This window comes from Terriglobales bacterium, assembly GCA_035561515.1.
GTDB lineage: Bacteria > Acidobacteriota > Terriglobia > Terriglobales > Acidobacteriaceae > DATMXP01.
On record DATMXP010000002.1, the window covers coordinates 1 to 14,639 of the forward strand.

The window sequence follows — 14,639 nt, forward strand, 5'->3', positions numbered from 1 at the left end:
GTAGGGGGGAGGGGTGGGGATATCAGAACAGACCGGGGCACCCCTAAAAGGAATCCCGCGGTACATGTTGTGCAGGCGTAACTCCTGTGACGCATGAACATCCATTTCGGCTGGTGCTTGGGTAGAATGGCGCTTCAATCCTGTTTCAGTAGAGGTCGACCTTGGCCACCACGGAAGTAGCACCGATGACGGAGAACCAACCCAGTTCAGAACCGCAAGTCCAACAACTGCCCAAGCATAAGGTCAAACTCAAGAAGCACCTGCAACGTTCGTGTAACGAGAAGGACGAGAAGGGCAAGATTTGTGGCGGTCACCTGAAGCGCTGGTTCTACATGACCGACGTCATCGAGCAGGAATGCGGCGACGTCGAACAGGCTTGGGGCAAGAACGCCGAGGTCTACCGGTGCGAATACTGCAAGACCCTATACTTGCCAAACCCACAGGACCCGCGCGGCGCCAACGTCGCCGGCAAGGGCATGATTTCAGTATTCGGACTGACCGTTCCGCCGAAAGAAACGAAATAATAAAACCGTGCAGGAATGAAGGCCGAAGAGTTGTGTGGATGGAATGCGGCCTGGAAAAGAAATGGCGCACCCGACAGGACTCGAACCTGTAACCTACGGCTCCGGAGGCCGTCGCTCTATCCATTGAGCCACGGGTGCGCTCAGGTCGATTATAGCAATCTATCGCTGTTAATTGTCAGCTAGCCTTCCGGCGGTCCAGTTCAACAGGCGCTTTTTGAGCGGTCGTAGGGAAGAAGACCGAGAAGCACGTTCCACTGCGCCCGGGCGATGTGGAAGTGCGGTAAGTGAGAGTTCCGCGATACTTCTCCACGATCCCGCGGCACACCCACAAGCCAAGACCAGTTCCTTTTTCACCCTTGCTCGTGACAAAGGGATCCATCAAACGGCCTCGTACTTCTTCGGGAATTCCAGCACCCGTATCGCAGATAAGCACACGCGCGCCGTCGCGGCCGAGGCCCTCCGACTTGCGCGCTGCCCGAGTCCTGATCGTCAGTCGTCCAGTGCCAGGCATTGCATCCAGGGCATTGCCAACCAGGTTTGAAAAAACCTGGCGGAGTTCGCCAGGAAACGCGAGGACGGAGACTGAAGGCTGATAATTTTTCACAACGACAACGCCTTGTCGCCGGATGCGAGCCGCGAAAAGCGTGAGTACATTGTCGATCACTTCTGCGAGGTCGACCTCTACCGGTTGCCGCGATTCGCGGCTGAACGTGAGCATCTGTTCGGAAATGTTGCTGACGCGCTCCAGTTCCTCGCGAGCCAGCCGAACATAGGTTTTCGAAGCCTCATCAAGGGTTCCGTGCTCCAGCAGGTAAAGAATGTTGCCCAGCGAATCGAGCGGGTTATGAATCTCGTGAGCAACGCTCGCAGCGAGACGACCGATGCTGGCCATCTTCTCTGCCGATTGAAGAGTGCGTTCCGACTGGCGATGTTCGGTTTCGTCGCGCAACACGATCACTACGCCCGTCAGAGCATGACTTTCATCCCGCATCGGCGACGCCGCGACAAAAACTGGAACGCGGCTGTCATCGTGACGCAGCAACAGGCTGTGCGCCGATGAAGTAACGCGGGCCTGAGTAACTACGACACTTTGAAACGGGTCCGAAAGCGGCTCGCCGGTGTATTCGTCGATGACGTGAACTGTTTCTGATACCGGTGCGAGGTTTAGTTCCGACTGGCTGCGATTCAAAAGCGCCTGCGCGACATTATTCGAGAAGACAATTCGTCCGCGGAGGTCGGCGGCGATCACTCCGTCATCGATGCTGGTGAGAACGCCCTCGAGCCAGCTCTGACTTTGCTGAAGCTCTTCGCCACGCTCGTAAGCCGTCACCAAAGTCCGGTTGAAAGTGCGGGCAAGCGTGGAAAGCTCGCGCCGCGAGAAGGTGGCGATGACGAATCCAACCGCAACGCAAAGGACTGTCGCCATGATGAAGAGCGTGGTGACGGTGCGCTGAACTCCCCTGACCCGGTTTTGAAACCGGCCTTCTTCGATCGTGAGGATCTGGTCGCGCTCATGCCGGATTTCGTCCATGAGAGTTTTCCCCTCGAGGTTGAAATCCGAATCGGTCACCGGTCCTGAAACCCTGCGGATCACAATCATCCTCTCGGCGTAGTTTTGCCACGCTTCGAAGTTCCTCTGCATGGCGACCTGAGCCTGTGTCTGTCGCGGATCGTCGCGCACGAGTTCAGCCAACTGGTCGAAGGCTGGCTGAACCTGTGGCAGAGACGTGCGGTAAGGCTGGAGAAAGGATTCGCTGCCCGTGAGAAGGTATCCCCGCAGCCCGGTCTCCATGTCGAGGATGAGCCTCATGACGGAACGAGCGCGGGTCTGAACGTCGTAGCTGTGCTGGGCATTCAGCAGGGCACCGCGGAGGAACCATGCCTGAATAACGAAAGCGGCCCCTAGCAAGGCCGCGAGGACCAGCGGGACGATGAAAGCGAGACGAAGATGGTGTCGAAACTCTCTGACCTGTGTCTGCATGCGGTAGCTTGGGCGCTATTGAGGCTGCCGGTGCTTGGGTTTCGTGGACTTAGATGTAAATTCCTGAAAATTGGAGGGTTGGACGGCTAATGATTGAGAATCAGGCACTTAGGAACGGAAGGATAGGACCGAACGCCGGAGGTAGCCGTACGTCCTTAGTGTTTCCTCAGGGGATATTTAGAACTAAATGCGTTAACACCACTGCATATAGTGGCATTCAGAGTAGCTGGATACAAAAGATGGGCACGTACATGTACTTTAGTGCCGAAAACTGAGGGGCAGAAACCGGAAACTAACCCAAAACTCCGGAAGTTGTCCTTGACACCGCCCATATTAACCCTGATATAACCAGCACGCTCGCAGTTCCCCCCCGAGACTCGCAGAGGATTTCCTCATCGGCTCCAAAAGAGCGGGTGCCGTGTCTTTTCGCCCCTAGCGAGGGCAGTACATCTGTGGAAAGGGCTACAACCTATGGCCGATGCGCCTGAAGTAATGAACATCCGCCAGGCTTCCGAGTACCTGGGCGTGAGTCCTGACACGCTTTACAAGTACGTTTACGAGGAGAAGATCCCGGCCTTCAAGCTGGGTAACCGCTGGAAATTTAAAAAGACCATCCTCGACACATGGATGGAGCGCAAGAGTTCGGTGGGCGAAGGGAAAGCCAAGAAAAGACCCAAAGCGGCTCGTGCAGTTGCGGCACGTTAGAGGCGAAACTCTATGTTTGGAATGGGCGGCTCGAAAACGATCGTTGGATTGGACATTGGCTCCAGCAGCATCAAGGCGGTGGAGCTGAAGAAGTCACGGGGAGCGATTGAACTGGCGCACGTCGGCGTAGAACCGCTGGCGAATGACGTGGTGGTGGATTCGATGATCATGGATTCGCCCGCGGTAGCCAGCGCGATCACAAAATTATTTGCCGACGCGGGAATCAAGACGAGGTCGGTTGCCACCTCAGTGAGCGGACATTCCGTCATCGTGAAACGGATCCAGGTTGCGACGATGACGGAAGAGCAACTCGCGGAGAGCATCAACACCGAAGCGGCGCAGCATATTCCTTTTGACATCACGGACGTGCACATCGACTACCAGATCCTTTCAGAGGACCTGAGTGGGCCGCAGATGGACGTTCTGCTGGTGGCGGTGAAAAAGGACAAGATTCTCAATTACACCAACGTGCTCTCGATGGCGGGCAAAAGCCCGAATATTGTAGACATTGACGTCTTCGCACTACAGAACTGCTACGAGTACAACTACGAGCCGGCACCTGGTGCGACGGTAGCGCTGCTGAACCTGGGCGCGAGCGTCATGAATATCAATATTCTGAAGGGCTCGACGCCGTTGTTCACCCGAGATGTGAGCGTTGGCGGGCACCAATACACGGATGCCCTGCAGAAAGAGCTGGACCTCAGTTTCGACGACGCAGAGTCGCTGAAGCTGGGTGAGCGAGTCGGAACGGTGAGCGAAGACGCCAAGTTGCCCATCCTGCAGCAGGTGACGGAGATCATCGTCCTGGAAATCCAGAAGACCTTCGACTTCTTCCGCGCAACCGCGGCGGGAGAGCACATCGAGAGGATTTACCTCGCGGGTGGCTCTTCCAAGGTCCCAGGCCTGATGGAAGCACTGCGGCAAGAGTTCTCGTTGCCGGTAGAGATCCTGAATCCGTTCGCGAAGATCGATTACGTCTCGAATGCTTCCGATCTGATTGACCGTAACGCAGGGCAGTTGGCGGTCGCGGTGGGTTTGGCCCTAAGGAGTTTTGAAGACCTATGATCCGCATAAACCTGCTAGGTGTAGCGAAATCGAAGAAGGCCAGGCGGCCGTCGTTCTCGATGAGTGGGTCGGGCGTGAATCCGACGCTGATCGGCTTGATCGTCCTGCTGGTCGTGGTCGGCGGCAACTACTGGTACCTGAGCTATCTGAATGGCAAGCAAGTGCAGCTACAGACCGACTTGTCGAAAGAACGGCTGTTGAACGCGCAACTGGCCAGCACAAAGGCGAAGTATCAAGAACGCGAGAAGCAGTTCCAGCTTTATGACCGGCGCGTGAAGGTGATTCACAAGTTGCAGGAAGCGCAGGCAGGCCCGACAGAGTTGCTGAACACGGTGGCGAATACGGTCAACAGCACGGACGCCGTGTGGCTGAACAGCATGAACGAGGAGGGCAACAGCATCAACCTCGTGGGTACAGCCATCAGCGCCAGCGCGGTCGCGAATTTGATCACCAACCTGAAAAAGACGGACTACTTCAAGTCGGTGGAAATCAAGGAAACATACCAGGACGACACCGTGAAGGAGATCCAGGCATTCACGTTCACGATCGTCTGTGAGCAAAAACAGAAGTCGTAAAGGGCGGACATTATGGCGAAGTGGAGCGATCTGCCGGTCAGAACACAATTGGTCGTAATCATTGTCGGAGCCGTGGTGATCACCGGAGCCGCATATTTCCTGCTGTTCAAGCCGGTGATAGACCAGAACACGCAAACGGGGCAGGAACTCGCGGCGGTGCGCGCGGAGAACGACTCACTCAAGCCGTTCCAATCCAAGCTGAGCGACCTGGAACGCCAGATCGAGAGCCTGAAGCAGCAGCTTGAGATTCAAAAGCGGATCGTCCCCGATGAGAAGGAAGCCGACCAGTTCATCCGCCTGGTGCAGTCGACAGCGAGCACGGCTGGAATCGAAGTCCGGAGTTATAGCTCGAAGCCGGTCGGGACGAAGGAGTTCTTTGTGGAGGTTCCATTCGAGTTAAACGTGGATGGACCGTACTACTCGGTGCTTGGCTTCTTCGACAAGCTTGGAAAGCTGGAACGCATCATCAACGTCACGGGATTGCAGATGGCGGCAGTGGCGGATGCGAGTAAAGCGAAGGTAAAGAGACGTTACAACTACGCTCCGACAGAGACTGTGGCCGCATCATTCCTGGCCACTACGTATTTCAGCCATGACGTTCCGGCAGCGACCGCGAAACCCGCGGCGGCTCCGGCAAAGAAGTAGCAGGGGATTGGATATGAAGCCGGTAACAACTTTGTTCATGATTACGTTGGCTGTGGGAACGCTCAGCGCGCAAACGCCCGGACAACATCCGGCGGTATCGGTGGCGAAGACTGCGGCTGCCGGCGCACAAGCCCCTGCCGCGGCGAAGCCAGCCGCAAAGACAGCGCAGCCTGCTGCGAAGCCGGCACAACCGGTTACAAGCACCAAACCCGAAGCGCAGAAGGTTAACAGTCCATTCGGCGGAAAGAAGACGACGCCAAAGGCGGCTACTCCGGTGCCAACCGCTACTCCTGCGAAAGCGGCCGAGAAGCCCGCGGAGAAACCCGGGGAGGTGAAACCTGCGGTCGCCAAGCAGGAAGAAATGTCGAGGGTTGCAGCCAGGCCGAACCGTCGAGATCCGTTTGTGAGCCCGATCGTGCGTGCCTCCGGCATGGGGCCGGCGTGCGAAACGGGGAAGCGCTGCCTGATGGTGGACCAGATTCAGTTGAAGGGCATTGTGAAATCGCCGAACGGATTCATCGCGGTGGTAGAGAACGCGGCAAAACGGGCGTACTTCCTCCGCGAGAACGATCCGGTCTTCAACGGAACCGTGGTGAAGATTACGGGTGACACAGTTGTGTTCCGTGAGATGACGACGGACAAACTTGGTAAACAGGGCGTGCGAGAAGTAGTGAAAAAAGTCAACGCTCCAGTTGTATAGGTAACGTTGGGAAACCCTGCCCACGGAGGATTCTCCCGGGCAGGCGCAAGAGTTTGGTAGGTAGCGATATCAAGTCGGTCGCTGTTTCAGTATCGGGCCGAACCTGGGAATCTGTGAATCCGTCCGCCACTTCAAGGGAGACGGACGGTGGGTAATTCTTCAGCGGCGATGGATCGCCGCACACGCGAGGGCGAAAGCGCCGCGTGGGGAGAAACGAGATGAGGCTGAAGCAACTGCTGGGTCTTCTAACTCTGCTGCTCGTTCTGAGCGCCGTCGGCATGGCGGGAACATCGCAATTGACGAATGTCAGTGCGTCCGCCCAAGGCAACGCCACGGTTATCACCCTCCATGCGAGTGGTGCCTTCACGCATACGGAATATCGTCCGATGGAAAACCTGTTGCTCGTGGATTTGAGCGGGGTTTCCGCCGGACAATGGAAAGAACGCACGCGCAACCTGGATCTGCCAGGCGTGAAGTCGTATCACGTCATTGGCTATACGGGCGCAAGTGGTGCCGATGTGGCGCGCGTGGAGTTAACGATTGAGCCCGGCGCGACCGTAGATGTGAGCCAGGTTGCCGGCGCGTTGAATATCAAGATTGGGGACAAGGGCGCGGTAAACGCAGCTCCAGCCGTGGCGCAACAGAAGGTTGCGGCGCCGACGGTGAAGCCAGTGGCGATGAAGACGAGTGCCCCGGTACACACGGGTGGCCCGGTCGTCGTCAACAATATTGGCGTATCACGCGGCGAGGATACCGTTGATATCGAGATTCTCGGCAACGGCCCGATGAGCGCGAAGGCGATGAAACTCACGTCGCCGGCGCGACTGGTCGTCGACATCGCGAATGCGGTTCCGTCTGGCCGGAACAAAGTCCTCAATGTGAATTCCGGCGATGTAAAAGCGGTGCGCATGGGACGATTCCAGGACCAGCCTCCAGTGACGCGTGTGGTGGTCGATCTGGCAACCATGCGCGAGTACGAGGTGGTTCCCTCGGGGAACAAGGTTGTGGTTCGGGTTCATGAGCCCGTAGCCGTGAAGGCGGCTCCGACCCAGGCTGCCCCGGTGCAGCCCGCGCCGGTGGTGGCTTCGGCTCCAAAACCGGTCCAGAGCCAACCTCAAGCCGCAGCTCCGGTCGAACAACCGAAGCCGGTGGAGGTCGCGAAGCAGGCAGAGCCAGCATCGACAGAGTCCAAAGACTTCGTGATGGTGGAACCTCAGTATCATCCGGTCAGCAATGCGAAACAGGCCAACGATACGAAGGCATCGGCCGAAGCGGCAGCGAATGTGATCTCGGGTGGAATGAAGGCGTCGGAAACGGCGGTTATGCCTCCGGTGAGCGCCAGCATGGCTCCTCAACCTGCGACGAACCTGGCCCAGCAACAGGCGGCAGCGCAGGCGACAGCGGCTCCGGCGCGTCCGAAGTACACGGGCGAACCGATCTCGGTGAACCTGAAAGACGTCGACCTGAAGGATTTCTTCCGTCTGATCCACGAGATCAGCGGTCTCAACATCGTTCTCGATCCTAACGTGCGCGGTACCCTTACCCTGGTACTCGACGATGTACCGTGGGATCAGGCGCTTGACCTCGTGCTCGCGAACAACGGACTTGATCGCAAGCTCGACGGCAACGTATTGCGCATCGCGACTGTGGACACGCTCCGCAAGGAAGCCGACGCACTCCGCGCAAAGAACGAAGCGGAAGCATTATCGGTTCCGAAAGTCACCGTCACGCACTTCCTGAGCTATGCTCGCGCGGCTGACGTGGTTCCTACCGTGAAGCGTTTCCTGACGCAGCGCGGTGATGTGATCGCGGATGCTCGTACGAATTCGCTCATCATCCAGGACATTCCGGCGTCGATTCCGGAAGTACAGCGGTTGCTGACGCAACTCGATCGCAAGACGCAGGAAGTGGAAATCGAAGCTCGCGTCATCGCGGCGACCCGCACCTTCGCACGAGATATCGGCGTGCAGGTTGGCTTCGGATGGGGCAATGGACCGTCCGCGGTGGGTGGTGCCAGTTCCGTCGGGACGAGCCCGCTGCAGGTGGGCGTGGCCGGACCGAAGTACTTCACAGTGGGCAGCAACCAGATTCCACTGTTCTCGAACCTGGCGGCCAACGGCCCGACAAGCGGCCTATCTTTCAACAACGTGAGCTCTAATTACCGCCTCGACATGATCCTGACGATGGCGGAATCGCGTGGATTGCTGAAGATTCTGTCGCGGCCGCGCATCGTAACCCAGAACAACGTACAGGCGCTGGTCCGGCAGGGCGTGCGCGTGCCGGTTGTGACCGCAGCCCAGTTGGGTGGTCCGCCTACTACGACGTATGTGGAAGCGTTCCTTCGCCTGACGGTGACGCCGCAGATCACGGTTGAGAACACCATCTTCCTGAATATCGACGTTGAGAACACGACGCCAGATTTCAGCCAGCAGGTCAGCGGCAACCCAACGCTCATCACGCAACAGGCAACGACGTCTGTGCTGGTCACCGACGGCGGTACGGTGGTGATTGGCGGCGTGATTCAGACGCAGAATACGGTTTCTGTGCAGCAGGTTCCGTTGCTGGGCAGCCTCCCCGTGGTCGGCAACCTCTTCAGGCGCCGCGCGGTGAGCACCTCGACGCAGGAACTGCTCTTCTTTGTCACTCCCAAAATCGTACAAACATAACCGATCCGCACTACGAACGGACAACACCGATGGCCCCCAGAAATGGGGGCCGTTTTTGTTGATGATCAGCTTTTTGGGATTGACGCTCAGACCTGAGGATCGAGGTCGAGGAGATTGCTAGCCCTTCTTGAGCTCGGTAAGAACCTGCTTGGCGACGTCCTTGAGGGTTTCGAAGACTCCGGTGCCCTGAAACGCAACCGCTTCGAATACAGGCTCGCCCTTCTTCACTAGTTCCTTCTTGAGGATGTCCACGGGCAGGGCGCTGGGCAAGTCACGCTTGTTCAACTGAAGAACGTAGGGGATCTTCGCGAACTCGTAGCCGTGTTCCTTGAGGTTTTCCTGAAGGTTCTCCAGGGCCTCGATGTTGGCGTCCATGCGCTCTTCCTGCGAGTCGGCGACGAAGACTACGCCATCTACGCCGCGCAGGATCAGCTTGCGGCTGGCGTCATAGAAGACCTGTCCAGGGACGGTATAGAGGTGAAAACGGGTCTTAAATCCACGAACGGTGCCCAAATCGAGGGGCAGAAAGTCAAAAAACAGGGTACGGTCAGTTTCTGTGGCCAGCGAGATCATCTTGCCCTTCTGTTTCTCGCCGGTCTTGTCGTACACAATCTGAAGATTGGTGGTCTTGCCACCGAGGCCGGGGCCGTAATAAACAATCTTGCAGTTGATTTCGCGGGCTGCGAAGTTAATAAAACTCAAATGCCCAGCCTCTAGTCAGGCGCTCCTAAGCGCCTTTGAATTCTAACCCTTACCTAGGGGAGTACCTGCTTTATACCATACCGCAGGCGCACCTCACAGCGAAGCGTCACCAAAGTGCTTACTTCGCACTTGGCGGCAGTGGATAGTAACCATCGCGCGCAATGACCTTCAAACCTGGCCTGCGAACGCGAACCTCGATGCTGCGATATTGCGAAGAGGCAGACGGCCGAGTCAGGTATCCGATTGTGTACTGGTTACGGGCTTCCTGAGTGACCTGCGCGTACGCAGTTTCGATGGCGTCGCGAGTAAACTCGCGGAACACCTGACCGCCGGTTGCGGCGGCGTATTTGGGAAGAATGTCGCCGTAACCCTGGCCGGGAATACGAATCCTATTCAACTGCCTATATCCGGGGATGGAAGCTTCCTCGACGCCTACCGCATAGACGGTGATCTGGTGCGTAAGGAGAACCTTCAAAACCTCGCTGTAGCTGGCGTCGCTGCCGAGTTCGCGTCCATTGCTGATGATGAACAGGACCTTCCGGCGCGTCCGATCGCGTTGGCCGAGTTCCAGGGCAGCCTGGAGAACGGCGTCGTTGAGGACGCGTGACGTTGGGCGATAGATATCCCCGGACTGTGGCGCGTTGACCGTTGCAGCGGCGCCGGGGTCTGCCGGTCGCCCGTTGATGGTGGGCCCAGAGCCAAGCGGTCCGCCAATCATCGGAGCGCCCATCGTTCTGCCGGTGGCCTGCTTCTGAAGTTTACGCATGGTCTGGAGGAATACTTCGTTCTGCGCGGGGGTGAAGCCTTGAACCCGTTGCACCGTATTGCCGTAGGTGTAGAGGCTGACTTCATCGAACTGGCCGAATGCGCCGACCAGGGCCGGCAGCGTTTCGCGAACACGTGAGACCGCCACATCAGTCATTCCCAGATCGAGGACAACTGCCGCCGACAGCGGAAACGGGTCGCTGGTGAAAAAGGTGATTCGCTGGGCGTCGTCGTTTTCCAGGATCATGAAGTCCTGCGGGAGCAGTCCGGCTACAAGTTGCCCCCGGTCGTCTTTCACCGTGACCGGAACTTGGACGAAGTTCACGGTTTTAATCAAAGTGAAGAGTTCTTCACGCCCACTGGCGTGCTCCCTGGTTGCTCCACCAGCAGGCACGGTGGTGATGTTGGCGGGAGGAGCCGGCTCAGCGCTCTGTTCCTGTGGCTCCGAGGGCGGTTGTTCCGCAGGCGTATCCGGAGGTGCCGGGGCAGAGGTCGACGGGACTGAAGGTTTCGGGAACGGACGGCTTGCGGAAGGTGCGTCGGGAATCGTTTGCTGACCCGAGCTCTGGGTGAATGCGGAATTGACAACGAAGAATAGAAGGCACATGCCGGCGAACAGAGCCAACATCGACGAGGGCTTTCGGTTGCGAATCATTCCTTTGCTGCCCTTTCCGAGAAACCGCTGTATGAAACGCTGCATTACAATAAGTGTAACAACGAGGACACCGTCACATCATGTTGTTTAGTACCCGAGCCGGTTGGAATATTTGGGCCGGAGTCATGCTGCTCCTGAGCTTTCCGCTGATCGGAACAGCACAGGAACCGCAGCAGGATTCTCAGGAGAATCTTCCTACATTTACTGCAAACGTCAATGTGGTGAATTTGTTCTTCAATGTGAAGGACAAAAAGGGTGCCCTGATTCCCAATCTGACAAAGGACAGCTTCGAGGTGTATGAGGACGGTAAACCTCAGAACATCAAGTACTTCTCGGCAGAAACCAACCAGCCTCTGACCCTAGGGTTGCTCATCGACACCAGCGTAAGCCAGGAGCGGGTGCTGCCGATGGAGAAAGAGGTAGGGGCAGCGTTCCTGCGTGACGTGCTTCGTCCCAAGGACCTGGCGTTTGTCATTAGCTTCGATGTGAATGTAGACCTCCTGCACGACTACACAAACGAAGCACGAGTGCTCCGAGATGCCTTGGAGTCGGCGAAAATCAACTCCGGCGGCGGATTTGTGTCGCTCCCGGGCACTGGCGGCAGTCCGGTTCCGACTAGCGGTACTCCGAAGGGAACCTTGCTGTATGACGCCGTCTACCTTGCCGCACGCGAGAAGCTGTCTACAGAAGTGGGGCGCAAGGCCATGATCCTGCTCACCGACGGAGCGGACCAGGGCAGCCAGATGAATATGAAGGCTGCCGTGGAAGCGGCGCAAAAGGCCGATACGATCGTGTACGTGCTATTGATCGCAGATCGCGGTTTTTACGGTGGCGCCTACTATGGTGAAGGCGAGATGAAGAAGATGGCGCAGGAGACGGGCGGCCGGGTGATCGATGTCGGTAACAAGATAGAGAAGCTGCGGGAAGCATTCGACCAGATCGCTGCTGAACTACGGTCACAGTACAGCATCGGGTATACCCCGACAAACACCGTGCGCGACGGCAGTTTCCGCAAAATCGAGATTAAGACCGTAGGCAAAGACCTAAAGGTGCAAGCCCGGAAAGGCTATTACGCAGCGAGCGCCCGCTCGGGCGATTAGTCAGTCGTGTTCACACTGAACACGGGCCTGTGACGACCATCACGGCCTCTTGCGTCATTAAGATATTTCCTGTGACCCATCACGCCCGTGAAGAACGGGTGCCCGAGAGGTCACATTGTGGCCAGACTGAAAGATGCCGAACACCTGCTGAGATTGGCAGCCGTCTTTCTCGCTGGATTTCTTCTGTTCCTCCTTCTGCGCTCCCAACTCGTCCCCAAATCATTCGGACAGTATGGACATTATCGCGGTAACGCTCTGGCTGAGAATGCTTCCAAGGCGGTGAAGTACGCAGGTCACAAGGCATGCGAAGACTGCCATGCCGACATTCTGGAGACGAAGTTGGCAGGGAAGCACAAAGGCGTGAACTGCGAGGCCTGTCACGGCCCGCTGGCGAACCATGCTGAGGACCCGGCCGCTGTGGTGCCTCAACTTCCAGACACGAAGGTCTTGTGCGCGCGCTGCCATGAGGCGAATGCGGCGAAACCGAGCACATTCCCGCAGGTTGTGACAAAGGATCATGCGGGCGATGCGGCCTGCAATTCGTGTCACAAGCCACATACGCCGTCTATGGACCAGCCGGTCGCTCAGGAGGCAAAGAAGAAATCATGATCACGCGCCGCAGATTGCTCGTACTGCTTCCGGCCGCGGCCCTGGCGTGGGAACACGTGCTCGCCGGCACACCGGAAAAATCACCCAACTACGACCACTCGAAGCACTGGTGGGGCATGCTGCTGGATATCACCAAGTGCATCGGATGTGGCAACTGCGTAAGGGCTTGCGCCATAGAGAACAACGTTCCAGATGGGTATTTCCGGACGTGGGTGGAGCGATATCACGTAACCGACTGGCACATTGAGAGTCCGAAGGTTGATTCGCCGAACGGCGGCAAGGATGGATTCCCGCCGTCAGAAACGGTCGGTGGAAAGAACTTCTTTGTTCCGAAGCTGTGCAATCACTGTGCGGATTCACCATGCACACAGGTTTGTCCGGTGGGAGCGACGTTCGATTCGCCCGAGGGCGTGGTGCTCGTCGACGAGAAGTATTGCCTGGGTTGCCGGTACTGTATCCAGGCCTGTCCGTATGGTTGCCGGTTCCTTCATCCGGAAACTAAAACTGCGCAGAAATGTACGCTCTGCTATCACCGGATCACCAAGGGTTTGACCACAGCATGTTGCGAGAATTGCCCGACCGGTGCCAGGCAACTGGTTGATCTGAAAGACCCGGCGGATCCGGTACACGAATTCCTGCGGACGCACAGCGTACAGGTGCTGAAGCCGTACCTCGCAACAGGCGCAAAGGTCTTCTACAACGGGTTGGACGGTTCGGTGAGGTAAGGAGCGAATATGGGTTTCGACGGATTCATGTACCCGAACGAAATCGAGTTGCAGTGGAGCGTTCTCATTGTGGTGTATCCGTTCGTAACAGGTTTGGTGGCGGGAGCATTCATCCTGGCGTCGTTGGAGCGTGTGTTTCACGTTGAAGCTGTAAAACCAACGTACAGGCTCGCTCTGCTGACCGCGCTTTCGTTCCTGTTGGTAGCGCCATTACCGTTGCAGTTACACCTGGGCAGGCCGGAACGCTCCTTTGAGATGTATTTAACTCCACATCGTTCGTCGGCCATGGCTATGTTCGGCTTCGTCTATTTGTGGTACCTGATGGCAGTACTGGTATTGGAGATCTGGCTCGATTACCGCAAGGAAATCGTGGAATGGGCGCAGACGAGCAGAGGCTGGAAGCGGCTTGTCTACAAGGTGCTCACGCTGGGATCGAAAAACGTGAGTGAACAAGCGCTGAAGATTGATGACCGGGTGGGATACGCAATTACCCTCATCGGCATACCGTCGGCTTTTCTGTTGCATGGATACGTTGGTTTCATTTTCGGATCCATCAAAGCGAATCCGTGGTGGTCGACACCGCTGATGCCAGTGGTGTTTCTGTTTTCGGCCATGGTGTCAGGGATTGCTGTGGTCATGCTGATCTACATGGCTACCATGCGCATTCGGAAGCAACCGATCGACATGCGGTGTGTAGACGCAATTGCCCAGTACCTGCTGTATACGTTCATCATCGACTTCACGCTGGAAATGGTCGACCTGATCCAAAGGATCTACGAAGCTGACGAGTCTTTCCGAAGTCTCGATTTCATGGTGCGTACTCGACTGTTTACGTCGCAAATCGTTTTGCAGATCATTGTGGGCACCCTTGTTCCGATTGCATTCCTGGGACTGACGCAGTTCGTCCGATTCTCCGAGTCGGTACGGAAACGGATCTATGGGGTTTCCGCGGCGTTGGCACTCGTTGGAATATTCTCGATGCGCTGGAATGTGGTCATTGGCGGGCAGTTGTTCTCGAAGAGTTTTCTTGGATACACGACCTACAAGCTGGACTTAATCTCCCGCGAGGGATTGTTGATTGCGGGAGCGTTGATGATCTTGCCGTTCTTCATTCTCGCGGTGCTAACGAGGATATTGCCGCCTTGGCAAGAGGGAAAAGCGGCAACTGCTTCCGCAGATTAGGTGTCGTTTTCCGAATGAAAAAGGGGCTGCCGAAGCAGCC

General features: G+C 57.0%; 14 protein-coding genes and 1 tRNA gene. 11 read left to right on the forward strand and 4 right to left on the reverse strand.

The features are described from left to right. Nucleotides 1–161: 161 nt before the first annotated feature. Nucleotides 162–524, forward strand: coding sequence for a hypothetical protein (locus tag VN577_00525; protein HWR13282.1), 363 nt, complete (start codon nt 162–164; stop codon nt 522–524). 62 nt (nt 525–586) lie between these two features. On the opposite strand, the gene VN577_00530 is transcribed toward VN577_00525, so the two are convergent. Both VN577_00530 and VN577_00535 read right to left on the reverse strand, forming a co-directional pair. After that, a tRNA-Arg gene (locus VN577_00530) sits at nt 587–662 on the reverse strand. Between the two features lie 37 nt (nt 663–699). After that, on the reverse strand, nt 700–2,505 hold the full coding sequence (locus tag VN577_00535) for a CHASE3 domain-containing protein (protein HWR13283.1): 1,806 nt from the start codon (nt 2,503–2,505) through the stop codon (nt 700–702). A 471-nt stretch (nt 2,506–2,976) separates the two neighbouring features. On the opposite strand from VN577_00535, the gene VN577_00540 reads away from it, so the two are divergent. The 6 genes from VN577_00540 (at nt 2,977) to pilQ (ending at nt 8,861) form a co-directional block, all read left to right on the forward strand. After that, nucleotides 2,977–3,210, forward strand: a complete 234-nt coding sequence (locus VN577_00540) for a helix-turn-helix domain-containing protein (protein HWR13284.1) — start codon at nt 2,977–2,979, stop codon at nt 3,208–3,210. 12 nt (nt 3,211–3,222) lie between these two features. Beyond that, on the forward strand, nt 3,223–4,275 hold the full coding sequence (gene pilM / locus VN577_00545) for a type IV pilus assembly protein PilM (GenBank protein HWR13285.1): 1,053 nt from the start codon (nt 3,223–3,225) through the stop codon (nt 4,273–4,275). After that, entirely contained in the window at nt 4,272–4,850 is a 579-nt protein-coding gene (locus VN577_00550; GenBank protein HWR13286.1) for a PilN domain-containing protein, read from the forward strand. Before pilM ends, VN577_00550 begins: the two co-directional genes overlap by 4 nt. Before the next feature lie 12 nt (nt 4,851–4,862). Then, the gene (gene pilO / locus VN577_00555) at nt 4,863–5,495 is read left to right on the forward strand and encodes a type 4a pilus biogenesis protein PilO (protein ID HWR13287.1); all 633 of its coding nucleotides are present in this window, start codon (nt 4,863–4,865) and stop codon (nt 5,493–5,495) included. Nucleotides 5,496–5,508: 13 nt separating this feature from the next. Beyond that, nucleotides 5,509–6,195: a hypothetical protein gene (locus tag VN577_00560; protein HWR13288.1), complete on the forward strand. Its 687-nt coding sequence runs from the start codon at nt 5,509–5,511 to the stop codon at nt 6,193–6,195. Between the two features lie 218 nt (nt 6,196–6,413). Beyond that, nucleotides 6,414–8,861 carry a type IV pilus secretin PilQ gene (gene pilQ / locus VN577_00565; GenBank protein ID HWR13289.1) on the forward strand — a complete coding sequence of 816 codons (2,448 nt, stop codon included), beginning with the start codon at nt 6,414–6,416 and terminating at the stop codon, nt 8,859–8,861. 117 nt (nt 8,862–8,978) lie between these two features. Here pilQ and VN577_00570 read toward each other — a convergent pair whose 3' ends face one another. Together VN577_00570 and VN577_00575 are read right to left on the reverse strand one after the other, a co-directional pair. After that, on the reverse strand, nt 8,979–9,563 hold the full coding sequence (locus tag VN577_00570; GenBank protein HWR13290.1) for a GTPase domain-containing protein: 585 nt from the start codon (nt 9,561–9,563) through the stop codon (nt 8,979–8,981). A gap of 118 nt (nt 9,564–9,681) precedes the next feature. Further along, nucleotides 9,682–10,983, reverse strand: coding sequence for a VWA domain-containing protein (locus VN577_00575; GenBank protein HWR13291.1), 1,302 nt, complete (start codon nt 10,981–10,983; stop codon nt 9,682–9,684). Between the two features lie 80 nt (nt 10,984–11,063). On the opposite strand from VN577_00575, the gene VN577_00580 reads away from it, so the two are divergent. The 4 genes from VN577_00580 to nrfD all read left to right on the forward strand — a co-directional run bounded on the left by VN577_00580 (nt 11,064) and on the right by nrfD (nt 14,599). Further along, a complete protein-coding gene (locus tag VN577_00580) occupies nt 11,064–12,083 on the forward strand; it encodes a VWA domain-containing protein (protein ID HWR13292.1) in 1,020 nt (339 codons plus the stop codon). A 117-nt stretch (nt 12,084–12,200) separates the two neighbouring features. Continuing rightward, nucleotides 12,201–12,692 carry a multiheme c-type cytochrome gene (locus VN577_00585; protein HWR13293.1) on the forward strand — a complete coding sequence of 164 codons (492 nt, stop codon included), beginning with the start codon at nt 12,201–12,203 and terminating at the stop codon, nt 12,690–12,692. After that, on the forward strand, nt 12,689–13,417 hold the full coding sequence (locus VN577_00590) for a 4Fe-4S dicluster domain-containing protein (protein HWR13294.1): 729 nt from the start codon (nt 12,689–12,691) through the stop codon (nt 13,415–13,417). Before VN577_00585 ends, VN577_00590 begins: the two co-directional genes overlap by 4 nt. A gap of 9 nt (nt 13,418–13,426) precedes the next feature. Then, nucleotides 13,427–14,599 (forward strand): NrfD/PsrC family molybdoenzyme membrane anchor subunit, encoded by a 1,173-nt coding sequence (gene nrfD / locus VN577_00595; protein ID HWR13295.1) that lies wholly within the window; start codon nt 13,427–13,429, stop codon nt 14,597–14,599. Nucleotides 14,600–14,639: the final 40 nt, after the last annotated feature.

Excerpts from the sequence above, each read along its gene's own strand:
- VN577_00575 (HWR13291.1), bottom strand. The coding sequence starts at position 10,983 with ATGATTCGCAACCGAAAGCCCTCGTCGATGTTGGCTCTGTTCGCCGGC.
- VN577_00580 (HWR13292.1), top strand. The coding sequence starts at position 11,064 with ATGTTGTTTAGTACCCGAGCCGGTTGGAATATTTGGGCCGGAGTCATG.
- VN577_00550 (HWR13286.1), top strand. The coding sequence starts at position 4,272 with ATGATCCGCATAAACCTGCTAGGTGTAGCGAAATCGAAGAAGGCCAGG.
- VN577_00590 (HWR13294.1), top strand. The coding sequence starts at position 12,689 with ATGATCACGCGCCGCAGATTGCTCGTACTGCTTCCGGCCGCGGCCCTG.
- pilM (HWR13285.1), top strand. The coding sequence starts at position 3,223 with ATGTTTGGAATGGGCGGCTCGAAAACGATCGTTGGATTGGACATTGGC.
- pilQ (HWR13289.1), top strand. The coding sequence starts at position 6,414 with ATGAGGCTGAAGCAACTGCTGGGTCTTCTAACTCTGCTGCTCGTTCTG.
- nrfD (HWR13295.1), top strand. The coding sequence starts at position 13,427 with ATGGGTTTCGACGGATTCATGTACCCGAACGAAATCGAGTTGCAGTGG.
- pilO (HWR13287.1), top strand. The coding sequence starts at position 4,863 with ATGGCGAAGTGGAGCGATCTGCCGGTCAGAACACAATTGGTCGTAATC.
- VN577_00540 (HWR13284.1), top strand. The coding sequence starts at position 2,977 with ATGGCCGATGCGCCTGAAGTAATGAACATCCGCCAGGCTTCCGAGTAC.
- VN577_00535 (HWR13283.1), bottom strand. The coding sequence starts at position 2,505 with ATGCAGACACAGGTCAGAGAGTTTCGACACCATCTTCGTCTCGCTTTC.
- VN577_00560 (HWR13288.1), top strand. The coding sequence starts at position 5,509 with ATGAAGCCGGTAACAACTTTGTTCATGATTACGTTGGCTGTGGGAACG.